This window comes from Streptococcus sp. ELY_137, from assembly GCF_058314515.1.
Map to the genome: position 1 here is coordinate 78,092 of NZ_JBZFUL010000004.1, position 25,578 is coordinate 103,669.

General features: G+C 43.0%; 14 protein-coding genes and 1 pseudogene. 11 read left to right on the forward strand and 4 right to left on the reverse strand.

The window, feature by feature from the left end; genetic code table 11:
• The first annotated feature begins 59 nt into the window (after nucleotides 1-59).
• The gene (locus tag AC4HAO_RS04435) at nucleotides 60-1,721 is read left to right on the forward strand and encodes a CHAP domain-containing protein (RefSeq protein ID WP_491134706.1); all 1,662 of its coding nucleotides are present in this window, start codon (nucleotides 60-62) and stop codon (nucleotides 1,719-1,721) included.
• Between the two features lie 494 nt (nucleotides 1,722-2,215).
• On the opposite strand, the gene tyrS is transcribed toward AC4HAO_RS04435, so the two are convergent.
• A complete protein-coding gene (tyrS, locus tag AC4HAO_RS04440) occupies nucleotides 2,216-3,472 on the reverse strand; it encodes a tyrosine--tRNA ligase (RefSeq protein WP_491134707.1) in 1,257 nt (418 codons plus the stop codon).
• Nucleotides 3,473-3,575: 103 nt separating this feature from the next.
• Here tyrS and pbp1b point away from each other — a divergent pair, with 103 nt between their 5' ends.
• The 10 genes and pseudogenes from pbp1b (at nucleotide 3,576) to tnpA (ending at nucleotide 21,638) form a co-directional block, all read left to right on the forward strand.
• Nucleotides 3,576-5,975 (forward strand): penicillin-binding protein PBP1B, encoded by a 2,400-nt coding sequence (pbp1b, locus tag AC4HAO_RS04445; protein WP_491134708.1) that lies wholly within the window; start codon nucleotides 3,576-3,578, stop codon nucleotides 5,973-5,975.
• A 319-nt stretch (nucleotides 5,976-6,294) separates the two neighbouring features.
• A complete protein-coding gene (gene rpoB / locus AC4HAO_RS04450; protein ID WP_491092710.1) occupies nucleotides 6,295-9,888 on the forward strand; it encodes a DNA-directed RNA polymerase subunit beta in 3,594 nt (1,197 codons plus the stop codon).
• A 155-nt stretch (nucleotides 9,889-10,043) separates the two neighbouring features.
• The gene (rpoC, locus tag AC4HAO_RS04455; RefSeq protein WP_491092711.1) at nucleotides 10,044-13,682 is read left to right on the forward strand and encodes a DNA-directed RNA polymerase subunit beta'; all 3,639 of its coding nucleotides are present in this window, start codon (nucleotides 10,044-10,046) and stop codon (nucleotides 13,680-13,682) included.
• A gap of 710 nt (nucleotides 13,683-14,392) precedes the next feature.
• Complete coding sequence (locus AC4HAO_RS04460; RefSeq protein ID WP_491134709.1) at nucleotides 14,393-16,060, forward strand: peptide ABC transporter substrate-binding protein; 1,668 nt, start codon at nucleotides 14,393-14,395, stop codon at nucleotides 16,058-16,060.
• Nucleotides 16,061-16,305: 245 nt separating this feature from the next.
• Nucleotides 16,306-17,220 (forward strand): ABC transporter permease, encoded by a 915-nt coding sequence (locus AC4HAO_RS04465; RefSeq protein WP_491134710.1) that lies wholly within the window; start codon nucleotides 16,306-16,308, stop codon nucleotides 17,218-17,220.
• A gap of 12 nt (nucleotides 17,221-17,232) precedes the next feature.
• The gene (locus AC4HAO_RS04470) at nucleotides 17,233-18,264 is read left to right on the forward strand and encodes an ABC transporter permease (RefSeq protein ID WP_491092716.1); all 1,032 of its coding nucleotides are present in this window, start codon (nucleotides 17,233-17,235) and stop codon (nucleotides 18,262-18,264) included.
• Nucleotides 18,265-18,274: 10 nt separating this feature from the next.
• Nucleotides 18,275-19,324 (forward strand): ABC transporter ATP-binding protein, encoded by a 1,050-nt coding sequence (locus AC4HAO_RS04475; RefSeq protein WP_491134711.1) that lies wholly within the window; start codon nucleotides 18,275-18,277, stop codon nucleotides 19,322-19,324.
• Complete coding sequence (locus tag AC4HAO_RS04480; RefSeq protein ID WP_491134712.1) at nucleotides 19,321-20,232, forward strand: ABC transporter ATP-binding protein; 912 nt, start codon at nucleotides 19,321-19,323, stop codon at nucleotides 20,230-20,232. Before AC4HAO_RS04475 ends, AC4HAO_RS04480 begins: the two co-directional genes overlap by 4 nt.
• A gap of 222 nt (nucleotides 20,233-20,454) precedes the next feature.
• Nucleotides 20,455-20,823, forward strand: a complete 369-nt coding sequence (locus AC4HAO_RS04485) for a DUF1033 family protein (RefSeq protein WP_491092720.1) — start codon at nucleotides 20,455-20,457, stop codon at nucleotides 20,821-20,823.
• A 365-nt stretch (nucleotides 20,824-21,188) separates the two neighbouring features.
• Nucleotides 21,189-21,638 (forward strand): annotated as a pseudogene (gene tnpA / locus AC4HAO_RS04490) (IS200/IS605 family transposase).
• Between the two features lie 154 nt (nucleotides 21,639-21,792).
• Here the strand turns inward: tnpA and AC4HAO_RS04495 are convergent.
• The 3 genes from AC4HAO_RS04495 to AC4HAO_RS04505 all read right to left on the reverse strand — a co-directional run bounded on the left by AC4HAO_RS04495 (nucleotide 21,793) and on the right by AC4HAO_RS04505 (nucleotide 25,211).
• The gene (locus AC4HAO_RS04495) at nucleotides 21,793-22,839 is read right to left on the reverse strand and encodes an ArsR/SmtB family transcription factor (RefSeq protein WP_491134713.1); all 1,047 of its coding nucleotides are present in this window, start codon (nucleotides 22,837-22,839) and stop codon (nucleotides 21,793-21,795) included.
• Nucleotides 22,840-22,932: 93 nt separating this feature from the next.
• Nucleotides 22,933-23,865 (reverse strand): alpha/beta fold hydrolase, encoded by a 933-nt coding sequence (locus AC4HAO_RS04500; protein ID WP_491092722.1) that lies wholly within the window; start codon nucleotides 23,863-23,865, stop codon nucleotides 22,933-22,935.
• 89 nt (nucleotides 23,866-23,954) lie between these two features.
• Nucleotides 23,955-25,211: an MFS transporter gene (locus tag AC4HAO_RS04505; RefSeq protein WP_491134714.1), complete on the reverse strand. Its 1,257-nt coding sequence runs from the start codon at nucleotides 25,209-25,211 to the stop codon at nucleotides 23,955-23,957.
• Nucleotides 25,212-25,578 lie beyond the last annotated feature (367 nt).

A 25,578-nucleotide genomic window follows, 5' to 3' on the forward strand; every position in this document is an offset into this window, starting at 1 on the left:
TCTTATTTTTTTCTTGACGCCCTTAGTATCCTATAAAGAAAGGAAAGTGATAATCACTTATGAAACTCCCTAAATGGCTATCCTTGGCTATGCTGGTAACCCTTTCAGGATCTTATCTAGCACCGAGCTTAGCTCTAGCACAAACCAATGATGGCCTTTTACCATCCAGCGAGGCCCCTTCGCAACAGACTCAAGAGTCTTCTAAATCCCAAGAAGACAATGATCATAACGGTATTCCCGATCATGAGGAAGATAAGAATCACAACGGTGTTCCCGATGACGAAGAGGATGCCAACAAAAATGGGATTCCTGATGATTTAGATGCTAAGGAGGAACAGTCCTCATCAAGTTCTGAGGCTAGTTCTAGCCAAGAGACAGGTACTGACCAGGGTCAGTCTCAAGCTTCTTCGAGTGCGCAAAGCTCGCCAAGCAGTTCGACGAACGAAGCTAGTTCAAATGCAGCTGATGATCAGTCTAAAACTGAAGGTTCTGCTTCACCAACCGGTGAAGAGGAGGCGAAGGCCCATCCTTCAAGTTCTAAGGAAACCGATATTCCCGCTAAGGAAGAGCCTAGAACTAACTTAGACAAAAATTCAGCTGAAAGTAAAAAGCAAGCCATTCTAAATTCTTTTCAAATAGATTTCAAGCTTCCGTCAAACTCAGCTAGTAACACAAGGCAGACAAGTCAAGCTGATCGTTGGTTTGGCCCTGTTGATAATACGCCGACAACACCGCCAAGTTATACGGCCTACGTAGAACACTGGTCAGGCGACTCTGCCTATACCCACAATCTTCTGTCCCATCGCTACGGGATTACGGCTGAACAGTTAGATGGTTATTTGAATTCTCTGGGAGTTTCCTACAATCACGATCGGATTAATGGTAAACTTTTGCTTCAATGGCAAAATGACAGTGGCCTAGATGTGCGCGCGATTATCGCTATTGCCATGGCAGAGAGCTCGCTGGGAACAGCTGGTGTCGCTACTATTCAAGGCTCCAACATGTTTGGCTATGGTGCTTTTGATGCCAATCCTGATAATGCGGCTAACTTTTCTGATGATAAGGCCATTACCAAAATGACAGCTGAGACCATCATTCAAAATAAAAATTGGACTTTCAAGATTCAGGATGACAAGGCTAAGAAGAATGCCATGGGTCAGCTTAACCCTATTGCAGATGGGGGCGTTTATTTCACCGATACCTCGGGAACGGGCAAGCGCCGGGCGCAAATCATGCAAGATATTGATACTTGGATTGACCAGCATGGTGGCACACCGCCTATCCCAGAGGATCTTAAGCACTTAAATGGTACTAGTGCCATGGCTGTCCCTAGTGGCTATCAGATTTCGCATCCCATGAGTACAGACAGCTATATAGCAGCTTCTTACCCTTGGGGACAATGTACATGGTATGTTTATAACCGTGCCAAAGAACTGGGTTACAGCTACGATGCTTATATGGGCAATGGCGGTGATTGGCAGCATAAAGCCGGCTATGATGTGGTTCATACGCCCAAAGTTGGCTATGCGGTATCCTTTGCACCAGGACAGGCCGGTGCTGATCCTAGCTATGGTCATGTCGCTATTGTCGAAGAAGTTAAAGCTGATGGATCCATTCTTATCTCAGAATCCAACGCCCTTGGTCTAGGAGTCGTTTCTTACCGCACCTTCTCTGCAGCTCAAGCCTCAACCCTCACCTACGTCATTGGTCATAAAAGCTAAGATACTAAGGCCGTAAAATGCGACTAGGATTTTAAGAAGACGGCGCTGTGTGCTTGCACACAAGGAAACATACCTAAATCCTTAGTTTCTAGCTTGTGCTTACCTAACAAAAATATAAGAAAAAATCCCTTTGCTCTGAAGGGATTTTCGTGTATACAAGAGACACTTTGTTAGCCGATGAATAACTTATCTTAACATCAAACAGAGAACAAGTTTTGTCTAGATCTTAGTTTACCTTATAAGAGGCTTTTTGTACTTCGCATAAAGGGTGTCCTAAGCTCAATATACGAAGACTAATGGCTTGGTTGCAGATTAGGAATTTTATTTCTTGTTTTTAGCGTAAACTTTTGACAGTTCCTTTTGACTGTTAAAGGGGGGGAACTATAGGCCGTTAACTTTGTCGATCTCAAATCTTAATCAACTGTGTAGGGGTGAGGCAAGGAAATTAAGACCTCGTCTACTAATTTTTATTATCCCCCTCTTCCTTAGCTTACTTAATAAGTTAATACAAAGTATTTTTTCTTACCACGACGAATGACTGTTAATTCGTTATCAATCTTATCTGCCGCAGATAGAGTATAATCGAGGTCTTGAATACGCTCACCATTAATATAAATAGCGCCATTTTGCACATCTTCGCGAGCTTGGCGTTTAGAGTTAACTATTTGAGCAGTTACAAGAATGTCAACAATATTAAGGCTGTCGCTTTTTTGGATAGCATAGTTAGGGACGTTGCTCAACCCTTGTTTTAGCTCAATTGCAGATAGATTTTTGATATTACCTGCAAAAAGTTGTTCGGTAATTTTTAGAGCTTCTTGATAGGCTTCCTGGCCGTGAACAAGTGTGACCACTTCACGTGCAAGGATTTTTTGTGCTAAACGTTCATGGCGGGCAGCATCAAATTGTTTTTCGATTTCGGCGATTTCATCCAAAGATAGGAAGGTGAAAATTTTCAAAAAACGTACAGCATCGTCATCCATGACATTAAGCCAGAATTGGTACATTTCATAAGGAGATGTTTTGTCAGCGTCTAGCCAAACAGCATTGCCCTCTGATTTTCCGAATTTTTTACCAGTGGAATCAGTAATGAGCGGAACAGTGATGACATGGGCGGTCTTGTCAGCTTTACGACGAATGAGTTCGGTACCGGCAGTCATATTCCCCCATTGGTCAGACCCGCCAATTTGCAAAGTGACATTGTATTTTTGGTTTAGCTCATAGAAATCATAACCTTGCATGATTTGATAAGCAAACTCTGTGTAAGAGATACCGGTTTCGATTCGTTTTTTTACAGATTCCTTACTCATCATGGTATTGACGGTGAAATATTTTCCAACGTCGCGCAGGAAATCGATGAAACTGATAGAACCAAACCAATCATAGTTGTTGACCATAACGGCCTTGTTATCGCCATTATCAAAATCAAGAAAACGAGATAACTGGTTTTGAATCTTTTTAACCCATCCTTGAACGGTTTCTTTCGTTTGTAGATTTCGTTCAGCGTCCTTAAAGGAAGGATCGCCAATCAATCCTGTCGCTCCGCCGACTAAAGCATACGGTTTATGACCAGCTAGTTGTAGGCGACGGGATGTTAAAATAGCCACTAAATGCCCCAAATGCAGGCTGTCAGCTGTTGGATCGTAACCAGTGTAATAAGAAACTGTCCCCTCTTCAAGAGCCTCTTTTAAACTGTCTTCGTCGGTGGTCTGAAAAATTAAACCGCGTTCTTTTAATTCATCAAAAATTGTCATAGTATCTCTCCAGTGATTTATAGTACTAAGGCTCATTATACCAAAAACTCTGAGGCTCATGCAAGTTGACCTTGATTTTGGTATAATGGCTTAGAGGTAGATTATGGTTGAATTCTTCAAGAAGCTTTGGCAAGATTTAGTTGCCTTTTTTAAAAGGTCGGCGTCAGGGACTCCAAAACATTTAAAATCCAAGAATAAGCTGGGCAAAGGGCAGAAAAATAGTGATTCTGATTCGGAATTCGAACTGTCAGGGGCAGATAGAGTTTCTGTTGTGCTCAGCAGTTTAAAGATGGTATCGGATTTCTTTTACATTGTCGTTTTGCTTGTTTTTATGCTTGTTTCTGGATTAGGTGTAGGTTATCTAGCCAGCCAAATTGATAGCGTTAAAGTTCCTGATCGAGCGACCCTTGTCATGCAGGTGCGTTCGATTAGTCTAGTGTCCACTTTGGCCTATGCTAATGGACACGATATTGCGGAAGTGGATACAGACTTGCAGCGCAGCCCTGTAAAGGGGGAAGATATCGGTAGTAATATCAAACAGGCAGTTATTGCAACTGAGGATGAAAATTTCAAATCTCATCACGGTGTTGTCCCAAAAGCGGTATTTCGTGCTCTCGTTTCCTCGGTGTTAGGCGTTGGTTCTAATAGTGGCGGTTCTACCTTAACTCAGCAGTTGGTCAAACAGCAAGTAGTTGGTGATGACCCTACTTTTAAACGTAAAGCACGCGAAATTATTTATTCATTAGCCTTGGAACGCTATATGACAAAAGATACAATCCTAACCTCTTATTTAAATGTATCCCCTTTTGGTCGTAATAATAAGGGGGAGAATATTGCCGGTGTAGAAGAGGCTGCTAAGGGGATTTTTGGAGTATCGTCAAAGGCATTAACAGTTCCACAGGCAGCTTATATCGCGGGATTGCCCCAAAGTCCGATTACTTACTCTCCCTATGCTGCAGATGGACGTTTAAAAGATCAGGAAAGTTTGGCTTATGGCCTGAAACGTCAGCAAGCGGTCCTCTATAATATGTATCGAGCAGGTTATTTGAGCAAAAGAGATTATCGCCGCCATAGACAATACGATATTCAACAAGATTTCATAGCTTCTGAAGAATCCAGTAGTGTTAGTCATGATTATCTCTACTATGCGGTTATGGAGGAAGCTCAACAGCATATGTATGACTATCTGATTAAGCGGGATGAAGTTTCTCAATTTGACTTGAAGAATGATGAAACTGTGGCCAATTATCAACAATTGGCTTTAGAAGCTTTACAGACAGGAGGATACAGGGTTACAACAACTATCAATGAAAATATCTATAAAGCTATGCAAGAATCCGCACAAAATTCCGGAGGCCAATTGGATGCTGGCAACAGCAGCAGAGTAGACGTTGGTAATGTTTTGATGGATAATAAAACTGGAGGGATTCTCGGTTTTGTTGGTGGCCGCGATTATAAGGTTAATCAAAATAACCATGCGCTAGACACAAAGCGTTCTCCTGGTTCTAGTATCAAGCCTATTATTGCTTATGGCATTGCTCTTGATCAGGGGATGCTGGGGTCAGCCTCTATCTTGTCTAATTATCCAGCGACTTTTTCGGGTGGAACAAAGATCATGCATGGCAATGATGAGGGGACTGGGGCTGTTAGTCTTCAGGAAGCTCTAGATACTTCTTGGAATATTCCAGCCTACTGGACCTATCGCATGTTACAAGAACAAGGTGTTGACGTTGAAGCTTATATGACTAAAATGGGGTATCAGATTGATCATTACGATATTGAAAGCTTGCCATTGGGTGGAGGTATTGAGACAACGGTCCTGCAACAGACCAATGCTTATCAAACCTTAGCTAATGAGGGTATATATCAAAAAGGTTATATGGTTCAGTCCATTACTGATAATAAGGGTCGAAAGATCTATGAGCATGCCGAGAATCCTATTCCTGTTTATGGTAAGGAAGCGGCTAGTATTATGACTGATTTGCTTAAGGGACCAATTGCATCGGGCAAAACAACTAAATTTAAAGACCATTTAACATCAATAAATGCGGGACTGGCTTCCAATATTGACTGGATTGGTAAAACTGGAACAACCGATAATTACAGTGACGTTTGGCTCATGTTATCTACCCCAACGGTTACCTTAGGTGGCTGGGCGGGTTATGATAATAACGCCTCAATGAGTTCTAATACGGGCTATGAAAATAATGCACAATATATGGCGAATTTAGTCAATGCTATTGATGCTGCTGATTCTTCTGTTTTTGGAGGTGGACAGAAATTCTCACTGGCTTCCAATGTTATTAAATCGACAGTGCTTAAGTCAACAGGTTTGAAACCGGCAACGGTCTCTCATAATGGTAACAGCATCAATTTATCTGGTGAAACAACTACTAGTAATTGGGCTAAGAATGGCGCTGGTGATACAACATACAGCTTCATGGTCGGTGGTAGTGACAGTGATGATGAGGCAGCTTGGAAGACAGTAACAGGGCAGCAATAAACTTGCTTAATGGTACAAAATAGGTTATAATATAAGCAACTATTTGTCGTCTTACTTGGTTGAAATATTGTCCAATCAAGAGATACAGCAGTTAAATCAAACTTTTTCAGTCAGATTTAGCTGCTCTTTTTGTGCCTAATTTCAGGGATTTTTGTATTTGTAATAAAAAAATAAAAATTCTAAAAATTACGGGTGCAAAAGGTGTACCGCGACAAATAAACTGTTAATCGACCTCGACCTAAGTTCTGTTTGCTGATGAGGCTAACCTTGCTCCAACAGACGAATGGTCTTTGTATCTTACTATAAAGGAGATAGAAACGTGGCAGGACATGACGTTCAGTACGGGAAACACCGCACCCGTCGCAGTTTTTCTAGAATCAAGGAAGTTCTTGATTTACCCAATTTGATTGAAATCCAAACGGATTCATTCCAAGAGTTTTTGGACAATGGTTTGAAAGAAGTATTTGAGGATGTACTTCCAATCTCTAACTTTACAGATACCATGGAACTGGAATTTGTAGGTTATGAGCTGAAAGAACCTAAATATTCGCTTGAAGAAGCGCGTATTCACGATGCGTCTTACTCAGCACCGATCTTTGTGACTTTTCGTTTGATCAATAAGGAAACCGGTGAAATCAAAACTCAGGAAGTTTTCTTTGGTGATTTTCCAATTATGACGGAAATGGGTACCTTTATTATCAATGGTGGTGAACGCATTATCGTATCGCAATTGGTACGTTCTCCGGGAGTTTACTTTAACGACAAAGTTGATAAGAATGGCAAAGTTGGCTATGGTTCAACGGTTATCCCCAACCGCGGCGCTTGGTTGGAGTTGGAAACAGATTCGAAAGATATTGCCTACACTCGTATTGATCGTACGCGTAAGATTCCATTTACGACTTTAGTGCGTGCCCTTGGTTTTTCAGGTGATGATGAAATTCTTGATATTTTTGGTGACAGCGAATTGGTTCGCAATACTATTGAAAAGGATATCCATAAGAATCCAGCAGATGCGCGTACAGATGAAGCTCTCAAAGAAATATACGAGCGCTTGCGCCCAGGAGAGCCAAAAACTGCTGACAGCTCGCGTAGTCTGTTGATGGCCCGTTTCTTCGATCCGCGTCGTTATGATCTGGCAGCTGTTGGTCGTTACAAGATCAATAAGAAACTCAGTGTTAAAACACGTCTCCTGAATCAAGTCCTTGCCGAAAATTTGGTAGATAATGAAACGGGTGAAATTCTTGTTGAAGCTGGTACTGAAATGACACGTGATGTCATTAATTCAATCTCAGAACAAATCGATAAGGGCTTGAATAGCTTCATGTACACACCAAATGATTATGCGGTAGTGACAGAACCTGTTGTCTTGCAAAAGTTTAAGGTCGTATCACCGATTGATGCTGACCGTGTTGTGACAATTGTTGGGAATGCTAATCCAGACGACAAGGTCCGTGCCCTTACGCCGGCGGATATTTTGGCGGAAATGTCTTACTTCCTCAACTTGGCTGAGGGGCTAGGTAAGGTAGATGATATTGACCACTTGGGTAATCGTCGTATTCGTGCGGTAGGTGAACTTTTGGCTAACCAGTTCCGTATTGGTTTGACTCGTATGGAACGTAATGTGCGTGAACGTATGTCCGTTCAAGATAACGACGTTCTGACACCGCAACAAATCATCAATATTCGTCCTGTGACAGCAGCGGTTAAAGAGTTCTTTGGATCATCTCAGCTATCTCAATTTATGGATCAACACAATCCATTGTCAGAGCTGTCTCACAAACGTCGTTTGTCAGCCTTGGGACCTGGTGGTTTAACCCGTGACCGTGCTGGATATGAAGTGCGTGACGTGCACTACACCCACTACGGTCGTATGTGTCCGATTGAAACTCCTGAAGGACCAAATATTGGTTTGATCAATAACTTGTCTTCATACGGACATCTGAACAAGTATGGATTCATCCAAACGCCCTATCGTAAGGTTGATCGCGCAACTGGTAAGGTCACTAATGAGATTGTCTGGCTGACTGCGGATGAAGAAGATGAATATACTGTTGCTCAGGCCAATTCAAAACTTAATGAAGATGGTAGCTTTGCGCAAGAAATTGTTATGGGTCGTCATCAAGGTAACAACCAAGAGTTCCCTGCAAGCTCTGTCGATTTTGTCGATGTATCGCCTAAACAGGTCGTTGCGGTTGCGACAGCATGTATTCCATTCTTGGAAAACGATGACTCCAACCGTGCCCTTATGGGGGCTAACATGCAGCGTCAGGCTGTGCCATTGATTGATCCTAAGGCACCATTTGTTGGTACAGGGATGGAGTATCAAGCAGCCCATGACTCAGGTGCTGCTGTGGTAGCTAAGCATGACGGCCGCGTCACCTTCTCGGATGCTGAGAAAGTTGAAGTGCGCCGCGAAGATGGTTCACTTGATGTTTACCATATTACCAAATTCCGTCGTTCAAACTCTGGTACAGCTTATAACCAACGTACCTTGGTTAAGGTTGGTGACCAAGTTGAAAAAGGGGACTTCATTGCAGATGGTCCTTCTATGGAAAAAGGAGAAATGGCTCTCGGACGTAATCCTATTGTTGCTTACATGACATGGGAAGGTTACAACTTCGAGGATGCCGTCATCATGTCTGAACGCCTAGTCAAAGAAGATGTTTATACGTCTGTTCACTTGGAAGAGTTCGAGTCAGAAACACGTGATACAAAATTAGGCCCTGAAGAGATTACCCGTGAGATTCCGAACGTCGGCGAAGATGCTCTTAAGGATCTCGATGAAATGGGGATTATCCGCATCGGTGCCGAGGTTAAAGAAGGCGACATCTTGGTTGGTAAGGTAACACCTAAGGGGGAAAAAGACCTTTCGGCTGAGGAACGACTCCTCCACGCTATCTTTGGTGATAAATCACGCGAAGTGCGTGATACATCACTTCGTGTGCCGCACGGTGGTGATGGCATCGTGCGTGATGTCAAGATCTTTACACGTGCAAATGGTGATGAGCTGCAATCAGGTGTTAATATGCTGGTTCGTGTTTACATCGCCCAAAAACGTAAGATTAAGGTTGGAGATAAGATGGCTGGCCGTCACGGGAACAAGGGTGTCGTTTCGCGCATCGTTCCTGTTGAAGATATGCCCTATCTTCCAGATGGAACTCCGGTTGATATCATGCTGAACCCGCTCGGGGTACCATCACGCATGAATATCGGACAAGTCATGGAGCTCCACCTTGGTATGGCAGCTCGCAACTTGGGGATCCACATTGCGACACCAGTCTTTGACGGAGCATCTTCTGAGGATCTCTGGGAAACTGTGGAAGAAGCTGGTATGGCCAGTGATGCCAAGACAGTTCTCTATGACGGCCGTACAGGTGAGCCGTTTGACAACCGCGTTTCTGTTGGTGTCATGTACATGATCAAGCTTCACCATATGGTCGATGATAAACTTCATGCTCGTTCTACTGGTCCTTATTCACTTGTTACGCAGCAGCCACTTGGAGGTAAAGCTCAGTTTGGTGGACAACGTTTCGGAGAGATGGAAGTTTGGGCCCTTGAAGCTTATGGTGCATCAAATGTCCTTCAAGAAATCTTGACTTACAAGTCAGATGATGTTACAGGTCGTTTGAAAGCCTATGAAGCAATTACCAAGGGCAAACCTATTCCAAAACCAGGAGTTCCAGAGTCCTTCCGTGTCTTGGTCAAGGAATTACAATCGCTTGGTCTGGATATGCGTGTCTTGGATGAGGATAACCAAGAAGTTGAACTTCGTGATCTTGATGAAGGTGAGGATGACGATGTGATGCACGTTGATGACTTAGAAAAAGCTCGTCAAAGACAAGCAGCCGAAGCAGCTCGTGCAGCTCAAGAGGCCCAAGAGACTGCTGAGGCGCAGGAAGCTAATCAGGATTGAGCAGGGGCAAAGAGCAGTTAATTAAAAGGCTAATTCAGCTACTGCTTATTCATTAAAGCATAAAATAATTGGGAGTTTGGGACTAGTTGTCTTAAACTCATCGTGTCAGCATCTAAAAGACTGTTGACATTACTTGCAATAGAAAGGTAATACTAGTGGTTGACGTAAATCGTTTTAAAAGTATGCAAATCACTTTAGCTTCGCCTAGTAAGGTCCGTTCTTGGTCTTACGGTGAGGTTAAGAAACCTGAAACTATCAACTACCGCACGCTCAAACCAGAACGTGAAGGTCTCTTTGATGAAGTTATCTTCGGACCAACTAAAGACTGGGAGTGTGCCTGTGGTAAATACAAGCGTATCCGTTATAAAGGTATTGTCTGTGACCGCTGCGGAGTTGAGGTGACCCGCGCCAAAGTTCGTCGTGAACGCATGGGACACATTGAGTTAAAAGCTCCTGTGTCACACATCTGGTACTTCAAAGGGATTCCATCACGCATGGGTTTAACCCTTGACATGAGCCCGCGTGCTTTGGAAGAAGTCATCTATTTCGCGGCCTATGTGGTTATCGATCCCAAGGATACACCGCTGGAACCCAAATCTATCTTGACCGAACGCGAATATCGCGAAAAACTGCAAGAATATGGTTACGGTTCATTCGTCGCTAAAATGGGGGCTGAGGCCGTCCAAGACCTTTTGAAACAGGTAGATTTAGAGGCTGAAATTGCTGAACTCAAGGAAGAATTAAAGACAGCTTCTGGTCAAAAACGGATCAAGGCTATCCGCCGTTTGGATGTCTTGGATGCTTTTTATAAATCTGGTAATAAGCCAGAGTGGATGGTGCTTAACATTCTGCCGGTTATCCCACCGGATTTACGGCCGATGGTACAGCTGGATGGCGGCCGTTTTGCAGCTTCTGACTTAAATGATCTTTATCGCCGTGTTATCAACCGTAACAATCGTTTGGCTCGTCTACTTGAATTGAATGCACCTGGTATCATTGTTCAAAATGAAAAACGGATGCTTCAGGAAGCCGTTGATGCTCTTATCGATAATGGCCGCCGAGGACGTCCAATTACTGGGCCAGGTAGCCGTCCATTGAAATCTCTCAGTCATATGCTTAAAGGTAAGCAGGGCCGCTTCCGTCAAAACCTGCTTGGTAAGCGTGTCGATTTCTCTGGTCGTTCAGTTATCGCTGTGGGGCCAACCCTCAAGATGTACCAGTGTGGTGTGCCACGTGAAATGGCAATTGAGCTCTTTAAGCCTTTTGTTATGCGTGAAATCGTTAATCGTGAGTACGCTGGTAATGTCAAGGCCGCTAAACGTATGGTCGAGCGTGGAGATGAGCGCATTTGGGATATTTTGGAAGAAGTCATTAAAGAACACCCTGTTCTTCTTAACCGGGCACCTACTCTTCACCGCCTTGGTATCCAAGCCTTTGAACCTGTGCTTATTGACGGTAAAGCATTGCGCCTTCACCCGTTGGCCTGTGAAGCCTACAATGCCGACTTTGATGGGGACCAAATGGCTATCCATGTACCCCTATCAGAGGAAGCACAGGCTGAAGCACGTCTCTTGATGCTGGCAGCTGAACACATCTTGAACCCTAAAGATGGTAAGCCAGTCGTAACTCCATCCCAAGATATGGTGCTAGGTAATTATTACTTGACGATGGAAGATGCTGGTCGTGAAGGCGAAGGTATGGTCTTTAAGGATAGGGATGAAGCGATCATGGCTTACCGCAATGGATATGCGCATCTTCATACGCGTGTAGGGATTGCAACGGATAGCATGCCAGAAAAACCTTGGACCGAAAATCAAAAACACAAGGTTATGGTCACTACTGTCGGTAAGATTCTCTTTAATGACATCATGCCAGCAGAGCTTCCTTATCTGCAAGAACCAACCAATGCTAACTTGACAGACAGAACACCAGATAAATACTTCTTGGAATTGGGAGCTGATATCAAACCGGCTATCGAAGCCCTTGAGCTCAACGAACCTTTCAAGAAAAAACACTTAGGTAATATTATCGCTGAGACTTTTAAACGTTTGCGGACAACAGAGACTTCAGCCTTTCTTGACCGTTTGAAAGACCTTGGTTACTATCACTCAACCCTGTCTGGATTGACGGTCGGTATTGCTGATATCCCTGTTATAAATAATAAGCAGGAAATTATTGCGGCTGCCCACAGCAAGGTTGAACAGATCAATAAGGCTTTCCGTCGCGGTTTAATGACGGATGATGATCGCTATACAGCTGTTACTAATACCTGGCGTGAAGCTAAGGAAGAATTGGAAGCTGCCTTGATTGCCAATCAGGATCCTAAGAATCCAATCGTTATGATGATGGACTCGGGAGCGCGTGGTAACATTTCTAATTTCTCTCAATTGGCTGGTATGCGTGGGTTGATGGCAGCTCCAAATGGACAGATTATGGAATTGCCTATCTTGTCTAATTTCCGTGAAGGACTCTCAGTTCTGGAAATGTTCTTCTCAACCCACGGTGCTCGTAAGGGTATGACCGATACAGCTCTTAAAACAGCTGACTCAGGTTATCTGACTCGCCGTTTGGTTGATGTGGCTCAAGATGTTATTATCCGTGAGGATGACTGTGGAACAGATCGTGGCTTGACGATCACAGCCATCACTGATGGTAAGGAAGTGACTGAAACCTTGGAAGAACGCTTAATTGGCCGTTATACCAAGAAATCAGTTAAGCATCCTGAAACTGGTGCCATTATTGTTAAGCCGGATACTTTGATTACAGAAAACATGGCTGCAGAGATCACTCAGGCTGGTGTTGAAGAAGTAACAATCCGTTCAGTCTTCACATGTAACACACGCCACGGAGTTTGCCGTCATTGCTATGGTATCAACTTAGCAACAGGCGATGCGGTGGAAGTCGGTGAAGCTGTTGGTACGGTTGCCGCTCAATCTATCGGTGAACCTGGGACCCAGCTGACTATGCGTACCTTCCACACCGGTGGTGTTGCATCTAATACCGATATTACTCAAGGTCTGCCACGTATCCAAGAAATCTTTGAAGCTCGCAATCCTAAAGGTGAAGCTGTTATCACTGAAGTTAAAGGTCGCGTCACTGATATTGAGGAAGATGCTGCTACCCGTACCAAGAAGGTCTATGTAGAAGGTAAGACCGGTAAGGACGAATATGTAGTACCATTTACAGCTCGTATGAAAGTTGAAATTGGTGATGAAATTTCCCGCGGGGATGCCCTTACTGAAGGTTCTATCCAACCCAAACATCTCCTAGAAGTGCGTGATACACTTTCTGTTGAGACTTATCTTTTGGCTGAGGTACAAAAGGTTTACCGCAGCCAAGGGGTAGAAATCGGAGATAAGCACATCGAGGTTATGGTTCGCCAAATGCTTCGTAAGGTGCGGGTTATGGATCCAGGTGATACGGATCTGCTGCCAGGAACTTTGATGGATATTGCAGATTTCACTGATGCTAATAGAGATATTGTCATCTCCGGCGGTATTCCTGCAACCAGCCGTCCAGTTCTGATGGGAATTACTAAGGCATCGCTTGAAACTAACTCATTCTTGTCTGCCGCTTCCTTCCAAGAAACTACTCGTGTGCTCACCGATGCTGCTATTCGTGGTAAAAAGGATCATCTTCTTGGTCTTAAGGAAAATGTTATCATTGGTAAGATTATTCCAGCTGGTACAGGGATGGCCCGTTATCGTAATATTGAGCCTCAGGCGGTCAATGAAGTCGAAATTATTGAAGATACGGTAGACCAAACAGAGTCGGAAGTTTCTGTCGTCGAATAAAGAGTAGGATCGATAGTTTAATTGATTCAGCTTTTGGGAGTGAATCAAAACTAAGCCTATGACACCAGAAAGCTTATTACCAACTTGCAGCTGAATGATGATAAGCAGTACCCAGAGAAGTGGGACTCAAGCAGTAGAAGGCTGGGCAAAAGCTCATCCAATCTTCCTGTTTTTGAATAAGCTCTTGGCGGAGTGGTTCATTGGTGCTAAAGCACCTAATGAACTGTGCAGGAGTAGGGCTTCTTGGCATAGCCAGCAAGTCCTACTCCTAACCACTGCGTCAATCTGGTAAAACTAGAATATGCTAGAGAGTCTGAATTTTTATCTCAGACTCTTTTTCTATGGGATGAATTGCAATAATAAGTGCAACTTTTTTACTTTTTCTATTAATTGATACTAGCGATTAGATGAACTATCACTCTTGCATGGCCTTTATCATCAGATAAAATTTTGGGAGTCCTATCAAAAGAGTTTTGAAAGGACAGATCGTTTTACTAAAGGTATTTCATACCGTCAAGCTATTGAAGTATTGAAGCTGATAAGAAACAGAAACACAATATTTACTTTCTCTTAATAAACTGCTATAATTGTTGGCGTTATAACCCTTTAAAGTATCTGGAATACTCTCTTGTGATTGAGTTTCCTCTATTTTTGGGCAAGATAAGGTAAGGACTCAGATTTTTCTGCTTGATAGAATTAGAAAGACTCTTATGGTAATAATTAAACGAAAATTTCGAAAAAAACTTCGTAAAAATGCTAAGTGGTTTGTCCTAGCTGGCTTAATTTGTGTCGGAGTTGGTGCTGTGCATTACCATTTTACTCAAAAGTCTAATACTGAGAACGACATTAACTGGTATACACCGACTGAGATGATCACTCTTGATGCTTCCAAGAACACAGACCAGTTTTCGGCCATGGCGATTGGAAATTCAGGCAGCAATCTGTTGAGGGTTGATAAGAAAGGTAATCTAAAACCAGATTTGGCTAAAAAAGTTGATGTTTCTAAAGATGGAAAGATCTATACTGCAACCTTGCGCGACCATCTCAAGTGGTCAGATGGCAGTGTTTTGACTGCCAAGGATATTGTTTATTCTTGGCAGCGAATGGTGGATCCTAAAACAGCGTCAGAATATTCTAACCTGACTGTCGACGGGCATCTGTTAAATGCTGAAGAGATTATTGCCGGTAAGAAGCCTGTGTCTGATTTGGGGGTTCGGGCGGAAGGCAATAAGGTCATTTTTACCTTATCTCGTCCGGCACCGCAGTTTAAAAATCTTTTGTCTTTTTCAAATTTCATTCCTCAAAAGGAAGCCTTTGTCAAGAAATCTGGCGATAAGTATGGGACGAATGCTAAATATGCCATGTACTCTGGTCCCTATAAAGTCATCGATTGGAATGGGACCAACGGCAGCTATAAGCTAGTTAAAAATAAGTATTATTGGGATGCTAGGCATGTCAAGACTCAGGTTGTTAATGTGCAAACCATCAAGAAACCTGATACAGCTGTACAAATGTACAAACAGGGTGATATAGACTGGGCTAATATTTCTGCAACCTCTGCCATGTACAATGCTAATAAGTACCGTAAAGATGTGATTAAGGTACCAGAGGCGACAACTACCTATATGGTTTATAATCAAACAGGAAAAATACCTAGCTTGACGAATACAAAAATCCGCCAGGCCCTCAATTTAGCAACCAATCGTCCTGGCATTGTTAAGGCGGCTATTGATACAGGTTCAGCACCAGCAAGGGCTTTTGTGCCAGCCGATATGCAAAAATTATCCAATGGTAAGGATTTAACAGACTATGTTGCACCGGGTTACACTTACGATCCGAAGAGAGCTGCTCAGCTCTTTAAAGAGGGATTGACTGAAGAAGGTCTGACGTCCTTGACGCTAACAATAACAGCTGATTCAGATCAGCCTGTTGCTAAAGCTACGGTTGATTATACCAAGGAAATTTGGGAGAAGGCCTTGCCCGGTCTGACTGTTGAAGAAAAATTTGTGCCCTTTAAACAGCGTCTTGACGATACGAAAAAACAAAATTTTGAGGTGGCTCTAGTTCTGTGGGGAGGCGACTACCCAGAAGGCTCCACTTTCTATGGCCTGTTTACTACTGATTCGGCCTATAACTATGGTAAATTCTCCAGTCCAACTTATGATGCTGCTTATCAAAAGGCCCTGACAACAGATGCTCTTGATCCATCTGCGATTGCCGATGACTATAAGGCGGCTGAGAAAGCGTTGTACGATGAGGCACTTTACAATCCTATTTACTTCCGCTCAAACAGGGCTCTCCAAAACCCTAAATTAAAGGGTTTGGTGCGCAATGCAACAGGACTTTACACCGACTTCACTTATGCTTATAAGGAGTAGTCATGCTAGGCAAGGCAGAGTCAGAAAACCGTGCTGGCTTTCACGGTGACTCTGAAGGCTAACGCCTAAAAGAATTTTTATCCAATCAACTTTTTCCTTTGGAGTCTTGTTGGTTACTGTGCCTTCAGTGAAACAGCCTTAACATTTGAAAATAGAATAATTTGGTGTTGGCTCTTAGAAGCTAGGCTAAAAAATTGGGAAAGTTCATTTTTTGCAGTCTCCCAGCTGTAAAGGAAACGATAATTATGGTGAAATATTTATTAAAACGTCTTGTGATTTTAGTGATTACCCTCTGGGTGGTGGTTACCCTTTCATTTTTTCTGATGCAGATTTTGCCAGGGACACCTTATAATAATCCCAAGTTGACCGATGAGATGATTGCCTTGATGAATAAACAGTATGGATTGGATAAACCAGTGTGGCAGCAGTACCTCACTTACTTGTGGAACATTCTGCATGGTGATTTGGGAACAAGTTATGCTTCTGTCAATCAGTCGGTTTCTACCTTGATTAGTCAGCGTTTAGCCGTTTCAGCCCAGCTGGGTGTTCAGGCTCTAGTAGTTGGTATCATCGCAGGATTGTTTGTTGGGGCTGTTTCTGCTCGCAATAAAAACAACTGGGTTGATGGTGTGCTAAGTATCTTATCTACCCTTGGTATTTCGGTGCCATCTTTTATTATCGGCCTACTCTTGCTGGATTATCTGGGGTTTAAGTGGAATTTATTGCCCTTGGTTGGCTGGGGAAGCTTTGGTCAGTCTATTTTACCGACTCTTGCTCTAGCTACTCCTGTCTTTGCGCAGGTAACGCGTTTCTTTCGCAGCGAGGTGATTGAAACGCTCAATACCGATTACATCCAATTGGCACGTGCCAAGGGACTAACAGCATCGGAAGTAACTGGACAACACGCCTATCGCAATTCTATGATTCCGGTTTTAACCTTGATTGGGCCATTGGCAGCCAATATTTTGACGGGCTCGGCTCTAATTGAGCAGATATTTTCTATTCCTGGTATTGGTCAGCAGTTTGTTAGCTCGATTCCGACTAAGGACTATCCTGTTATTATGGGAACGACTATTGTTTACGCTTTGATGCTGATGGTAGCTATTCTGGTAACTGATATTATCATCAGTATTGTCGATCCTCGTGTGCGTTTGCAGTAAGGGAGAAGACTTATGGAAGATACAAAAACATTTAAATTGGTGGGGGTCGGCAGTAGAGACTCGCAGGAAAAAATTCAGAAGCCTAGTCTCTCGTTTATACAGGACGCTTGGCGGCGTTTAAAAAAGAATAAATTAGCCTTTGTGGCTCTTTGGTTTTTGGTTGCGATGATGGCCTTGGCTCTGATTTCAACAGTCTTTGTCAGTCGGGAAGATGCTAATAATTTTAACAGTGACAAGGTGACAACTTACCGCAATCTCCCTCCCAAAATCAGTGAGCAGCTACCCTTTTGGAACGGCACTATCAAGTATTCTGGTGTGGCTAAAAAGATAGATGTATATAAGGAACAAAAGGTACCTAGAGGTAGGAAGTTTATCCTTGGAACAGACAATTTGGGACGTAGTGTTGCTAAACGGGTCATTGTGGGGGTCAGAATTTCCCTCTTGATTGCTATTGTTGCCACTTTGATTGATCTTTTGATTGGTGTCAGTTATGGTTTGATTTCTGGTTTTGTCGGCGGTCGAACTGATACGATTATGCAGCGGATTATTGAGGTAATTTCTTCGATTCCCAATCTGGTTATTGTGACTATGCTAGGCTTGCTCTTGGGGAATGGAGTGACAGCTATTATTATCTCGATCGCTATTGTGGGTTGGACAGCTATGGCTCGTCAAGTTCGTAATATGACTTTGTCTTATAAGGAAAGAGACTTTGTTCTAGCGTCACGGACCTTGGGTGAAAGCAGTCTGCGTATTGCTTTTAAGCATATTTTGCCTAATATTTCTGGTATTATTATTGTTCAGATTATGATGACAGTACCAAGTGCCATCATGTATGAGGCAGTCTTATCAGCTATCAATCTGGGTGTAAAACCGCCGACGGCTTCCCTAGGTTCTTTGATTACCGACGCCCAAGAATACTTACAATATTATCCTTATCAGTTGGTTATTCCAGCTATGGCTTTGGTTCTTATCTCCCTTGCTTTTATCCTTTTAGGAGATGGCTTGCGGGATGCCCTTGACCCTAAGTCAAACACGGAAGAATAGGGGGAAACTCATGACAAAAGAAAAAATTTTAAGCGTGAAGAATCTCCATGTTCATTTTCATACCTATGCTGGGGATGTTAAGGCTATTCGGGATGTTAATTTTGAGCTTTATAAAGGGGAAACTCTTGCGATTGTGGGGGAATCCGGTTCTGGTAAATCTGTAACGACTCGTACCCTTATGGGCTTATCTGCCAAAAATGCTGAAATTAGTGGGGACATTCAATTTAAGGGAGTCAATCTCAACGATTTAAGTGAAAAAGATTGGGTTGGCATCCGTGGTAATGATATTGCTATGATTTTCCAAGATCCTATGACCAGCCTTGATCCTACCATGAAAATTTGGAAGCAAATTGCTGAACCTAGGCTAATTCATGATGAGGATTTAGAGTATGATGAGGCCTTTGAGCAGGCAGTCGATTTGATGGAGAAAGTCGGTATTCCGAATGCGCGTGATCATGCCAATGATTATCCACATCAGTGGTCTGGAGGTATGCGTCAGCGGGCAGTCATTGCTATTGCCTTAGCTGCTAATCCTGAAATTCTCATTGCTGATGAACCGACAACAGCTCTTGATGTCACCATTCAAGCACAAATTCTGCATCTGATGAAGGACATTCAGAAACAAACACAAAGCTCTATCATCTTTATCACCCATGATTTGGGGGTTGTAGCTGGTATGGCCGATCGGGTGGCTGTGATGTATGCTGGTAAAATTGTCGAGTATGGCACGGTGGATGAGGTCTTCTATCATCCGCAGCACCCTTATACTTGGGGATTATTGGGTTCAATGCCAACTATCGGTACAGAATCTGGCAGTTTGCAAGCGATTCCGGGGACTCCGCCTGATTTACTTAATCCTCCCAAGGGGGATGCCTTTGCTTCGCGCAATGTTTTCGCCCTTGATATCGATCATGAGGTAGAGCCGCCCATGTTTCAAGTATCCGATACGCATTTTGCTGCAAGTTGGCTTTTGGATGAAAGGGCACCATCGGTTACGCCGCCTGAATTTATTCAAAAGCGTTGGAGACACTGGCAGGATTTAGAAGGGAGACGAAAATGACTCAAGAAATGAAAAAATTGGTAGAAGTCAAAAATGTTTCTCTTATCTTTAACAAGGGTAAATCCAATCAAGTCAAGGCTATCAATGATGTCAGCTTTGATATTTATGAAGGCGAAGTTTTTGGTCTGGTAGGAGAATCCGGCTCGGGAAAGACGACTATTGGTCGCTCTATCCTTAAACTTTACGATATTGACAGCGGTACTATTGCGTTTAGGGGGCAGCCCGTCAGCACGCTAAGAGGAAAGGAACTGCATGATTTTCGTAAGGATACTCAGATGATTTTTCAGGATCCCCAAGCCAGTCTGAATAGTCGGATGACCATTCGCGATATTATTGCAGAAGGCCTTGATATACATAGACTAACGACTACTAAAGAGGAGCGCCAGACTAGGGTAGAGGAGCTGATTGAACTAGTTGGTCTGAGTAAAGATCACTTATCACGCTACCCGCATGAATTTTCTGGTGGGCAGCGTCAGCGGATTGGGATAGCCGTTAATCCTAAGTTTATTGTAGCTGATGAGCCTATATCAGCTTTAGATGTTTCCATTCAGGCGCAGGTTGTTAATCTTATGCAAACTCTACAGCACGATCACGGTCTCACCTATCTCTTCATTGCCCACGATCTATCAATGGTTAAGTATATCTCTGATCGTATCGGCGTGATGCACTGGGGCAAGCTTTTGGAGGTTGGTCCAGCTGATGAGGTCTACAATAACCCTATCCACCCTTATACTCAGTCTCTTTTGTCAGCCATCCCTGAGCCTGATCCGGAAAAGGAACGGATGCGTGTACCGCAAGTTTATAATCCTAGTGCGAAAGAAGATGGACAGCCGCGTCAGATGTATGAAATCACGCCTAATCATTTTGTTTATGCTACAAAAGAAGAAGCAGAAGCTTATCAGAAATAGGCTGAGGCAGAAAAAAAAGAACACGTTTCTTTTCCACTCTCAGGTAAAGTAACCCTTGTGTAGCAGTGTTGGCCTCTCTCATCTCTTCTTCACATCTTAATTTTTGAAGGAAGATGCTGAGGTGAGCAGTTGTTCTAAAACATTATTTTGATATTTCCAAGCAAAATTTTTTAAATTATTAAATTTTTCCTATATAATACTTGATAAGTTAGGAAAAGGACTATGTATCAGATAATTAAAATGTACGGGGATATGGAGCCTTGGTGGTTCCTTGAAGGATGGAAAGATGATGTTGTTGAGGTGCAAGAGTTTGACAGTTACTACGATGCCCTCAAATGTTATAAGCAAGAGTGGTTTGCACTTTTCGAGCGCTACCCTAGTTTCAATAGTAAAAGCAGTGTTATGACAGCTTTTTGGAATAGTCAGGATCAGCGCTGGTGCGAAGAGTGTGCTGAATTTTTACAGCAGTATTATTCATTGGCTCTGTTAAAGGATTGGGAAGCTATCCCCAAGGATTGGTATCGCCCAGGATATAATCGCAGTAATGATAACCCTATTCCGCCTAGTTGTCCAGTTAAGATTGCTTTATAGAAACGATAGGCTCTTTGTCAACTGTAGTGGGCGACTTATAACGAACATCTAGAGAAGCCCAGATTGGTCTTCTCTTTTTGAGTATGATGGGCATGTCGCACATCTGAGGTGTAAGTCCTCCGTGGTCACCCGCTATCGGTGAACCCCATAGCGACTCCCAAGCCTAACTATCGTAAGGAAGCGGAGAAAGGAAGGAATAGCGAAATCCTGGCTCTGCAAACAGAAACGTGATATCAAGGTGTTTATAGCGTAGCGGATGGGGAGGAACCACCCGCTATGCGAGTGCGCAACGGTTATACCAAAAAAACTCCAAACGCGTTACAATAGAGGTGTTCGAGCCAATTGTAAAGCGAAAAGAGAAAAATATGGCACATAGTTTATCGCACACAAAGTGGATGTGTAATACCACATTGTGTTCATTCCCAAGTATAGACGAAAAGTAATCATCAATATCGCAACAGTTTAGGTGAGATATTTCACCGATTATGTCGCTATAAGGGTGTTGAGATTATTGAAGGGCATTTAATGCCTGATCATGTTCATATGTTAGTCAGTATTCCGCCTAGAATTAGCGTTTCAAGTTTCATGGGGTATTTAAAAGGTAAGAGTTCTCTGATGATGTTTGACAAACACGCCAATCTCAAATATAAATTTGGGAATCGCCATTTTTGGGCAGAGGGCTAGGATGTCAGTACAGTTGGACTTAATGAAGCCACCATAAAGAAGTATATTTAGGAACAAAAAAACCATGACATAGCCCTTGATTCTTGAGTGTGAAAGAATGCGAAGATCCCTTTAGGGATAATGGCAAGTAATACGAATGCCTCTTTAAGAGGCTGGTGACGAGTCAAGAGCAATGAGGCTTGAACAAAGTGAAAGCCAGCGTCTTTAGGCGCTGGCTGGTATTTTGGGCTTATGGCCCTTGTTCAAACCACCCGTTTGACGGGTGGTTTATTTGGTTTCTCACAATTAGAGGCCAAAATCTTCCTTCAAGCGTTCCAAAAGAAGTTTCATCGTCGCCTTGTTAAGTCTATACTTGGTTGTTCCCTTTTTATCTGCTTTAATCAGGAGCAACTGGGTATTGATTAGTTTTTGCGTATGGAAGGAAACATTAGCTGCGGTGATACCCAATTTCTCAGCAATTTCCTTACTCTTCAAATCACCCTTGAGCAACTCTAGGAGAACCCGATAGCGATTTTCGTCCCCTAGAGTTCTAAGGGTCAAGGCCATATTCTCATCAGATAGGTGCCGCTCAGTTTCTACAAGCAGGCCAACTCTGGGATAAATGTAAGAATATATCGGTTTGTCAGGTTTTTGCTCATCAAAGGTAAGGATAATAAACATGTGCCAAGGTGACATGACAAAGATCTCACAGGTCTCTCTTTGGAGGTTTTCAAGAGACTCTTTAAAATCAATAACACCTGATCCCTCAAAGAGTTTTTCTAGATCTAGGTCTTGGGCAAATCGGTCCCGCTCCTCCTCGTACTGTTTCTGAAAGGGTTGATAGAGGGGGATGATGTCCTCGTAAAGAGCAACCAGACCATCGATTAGAGCCCTAGGATGGTGATAGGCCCAGAGCAAGCGCCAACGCCCCTCATCCGAAATTTCCCTATTTTCCAAGACCTCAAGAAGGGCATCTTGGGGCAAGGCGTTCGCTTCTACCTTGACCTCCAGAAAGGTCAGAAAGAGCTTCTGAATGCTTTCATCTGATAAGTTTTGGAAGGCCAGAAGGGCCTCAGCTATATCCTGAGGGTCCTGCCCTTCTTCCAAGAGGTGACGATAAAGGTAGTCCGAAAAGGGGATTACTTCTTTCATCACGAAATAACGGTTGATACGTCCTTCAAACGGTTCCAGTAGTTGCTGAAACTGCATCAGCAAAGCCATGACATCCTTGACTTGCTCCTTTTGCGCAGTTGTCAAATCCTCCAAATGGTTAAATATGTCACTGTCCAATAAACTAGGGAAATACAATTGGTCCATGATAAGACTGCGGTGTTTGTGGTATTGGTAGTTCATAGTCTCTTTCTTTCTGATAGTTTAATCAACCATACGTCCTAGTAACTCGGCCATCATCTAGGTTTTCTCGCAAACTAGGATAAGCGACTGGTATTAAAATGGGGCTTGGGACTTTTTCAGAGACTCGGCAATCTCACAAATCGCCTGTCTGTAGCCCTCAGGATTGTCATGCATCATCGAATGTCCAGCATCCAAGAGGTAAAGTTTCTTATCAGGCGCCTTGGTCTGTTCAAAATAGGCCACCGCTAACTCAAAAGGTGTAGCGTCCCAATCCTGATTACCAAGAACATAATAAATCGGCATCTGGTAGGTGCTCCCAAGCTGATATAGGTCAAAGTATTCCAGAGATCGTATCAAGTCTCTGGTCGTGGAAGAAAATAGGCCTGTCACAAAACTCAAAAGGTCTTTTAAGCCTAAGCCTTTAATAATAGGTGACTTGAAAAGCAGCTTAAGCAAGGCAAAAAAACTATTGTCACTTGCTTTCCTTGAATAGGAGCTGTATTTCCCGCTGAGTTGCCTGACCCTCAGTATCTGTTTTTCGTCCAGAGGCAGGCTAGGATAAGCTCCGATTTTCTCTAGTCTTTTTCTATCCCTAAGATTACCAGATTTTTCAATCTTTTGCCTCAATTTAGCATGAATTAGCCTTTCTCCTTCTACAAAATTGATAGACTGGGCACAACCGATATAACATAAGATATCCTGAGGATGATCTAGGACAAAAAGGCTACCTAAGATGCTACCAAAGGAATGTCCGATAAGGCCAATCTTATCCTTCTGGTAGACTCGCTTCAGATAGGCGATTAACCCCTTTAGATCTGCTTTGAGCAAATCTAAGCTAATCTTGGTCTTACTATCCTTGTGGTGGGACCTTCCTGCCCCCCTCTGGTCGTAGTAGACAATCGTATAATTTCGCTCCTCATGATAGGCAAAGGGACTTTTTTGGGAGTCCCAGGCCCCCAAGGATAAAAATAAAGACCGGATTCTCTGGTTCAGATCTGTAATGGAGAAGGTAATGATTACTGCCATTGATTTGGACATATTCTTCAATGAATGTGTGCGATTGTTTCATCTGCCAAGTCCTTTCTAATTGCTACTATAATTTCTTTTTTTAAGAGTTAGTGAGATAGGCGGCCAGTTTTCATCCCTAAGGCATAAGCCACAAGACCTAAGGAAAGCAAGAGGAAGAGCCAGGAGATCTGATCAGCACTGAGAACTAGGACAAGTCCTGACATTAAGAGTTGGAAAAAGGCGATCCCTGCCATAAAATAGGTGCTCATCCCGCTAGTTATCAAGGCTAATTTATCCTCTGGCAGGCTGTTGAAAATTATGGCATTAAACTTGGGATTGACTGCCCCAGATACTATCCCTTCAGCAAAGAGGGTACAGAGCATAAGATAAGCATTATGAAGTAAGAAGCCTACGTACAACGGAACTAAAAGCATGGTAGCTAGACGGGTAATAGTCATCAAATTGACCTCTTTAAAGACTGACATTACAAGGATATTGCCTAGAATACTACCCAGTGCTAGAGCAATAGTAACAGCTGCTAGGGTAGTTGCTGAATTAAAAATCACAAAGTTTTTATCATCGTTCATCATCAAAACCAAGAGCAAGGATAGGGTACCTGCTATACCGTTGATGGCAGGTATGATAATCATATTCACCTTAACCTCAGGGATTTTAAACATCTCCTCGATGACCAACTTAATGGAGGCCTTGAAATCTTTGATAAAGTTGACCTGTTCTTGGGATTGATGAGTCGTTTGGATAGGATTAGCTGCAAGAAGTTTATTGAGTTTTGGACGGACCATGAGCATGATGACCGCTGTCAAAGCAAAGGTGCCTGCATTAACAAGGGCCAATTGACTATGATGCATGAAGGAAATCAACACCGCACCAGCCCCATTAAAGACCATTTGGCAAGCGGTCTTTAAGGCCTGACTAAAGCCCATCGCTGCTTCGCGGTCCTCATTTGATACTACGCGCAGGCTGACTGGCGCATAGAGGCCATTTTCATATTGTCCAGCTAAGTCAGAAAAGAGGTTGACCACAATGGCCACCATCACAATCCAAAGGGCTGGACTGAAGGCCATGCTGAAGCCTACGATCAGATAGAGTAGCGCACGGAAGACCTGAGTAGCAATGATGGTTTTGACCTTATTAGGCGTGCGGTCAGCTACATAGCCCAAGACTAGCTGTGAAAAAATAGGAATAATCTCTGACAGACCTATGAGGGAGAGGGCAAACTTGGCATCTGGCAAGAGGAGAACGTAGTTCATCAGGGCTAGGTAATACAGGATATCTCCAAAGTTGGATAGGAGATCACTAGCAAGCATAGTAAGGTATAGTTTGTTAGAGAGAATCGTTTTCATAGCTGCTCCTTTAAAAATGACTAATTTTAAAATTAGGCAATTACTTTATTTAAAGTTTAACAAACATCAAAAATTAAATCAAGGTAAAGTATAAAATTTAGCAATTGTTATATTTTTGTATAACAAATCGGAACAGCAGTAAGTCCATAACCCTATAGACCAGAAATCCTAGTATATTATAGGCATTTAGTTTTAGAACAGCAGTCTGATTGGTCACTTATCCTTATGAGGACTTGGAAATTGCCCCTTAGCATTCCTATTTAATAGACTATCACGTTAAGAACTGGAGAAAGTCACAAAATAGTGCCGCTGGTCTCCGTCGTAGTCAATGAGAGTGAGACTCAATTGGTAAAACGTCATGAAATGG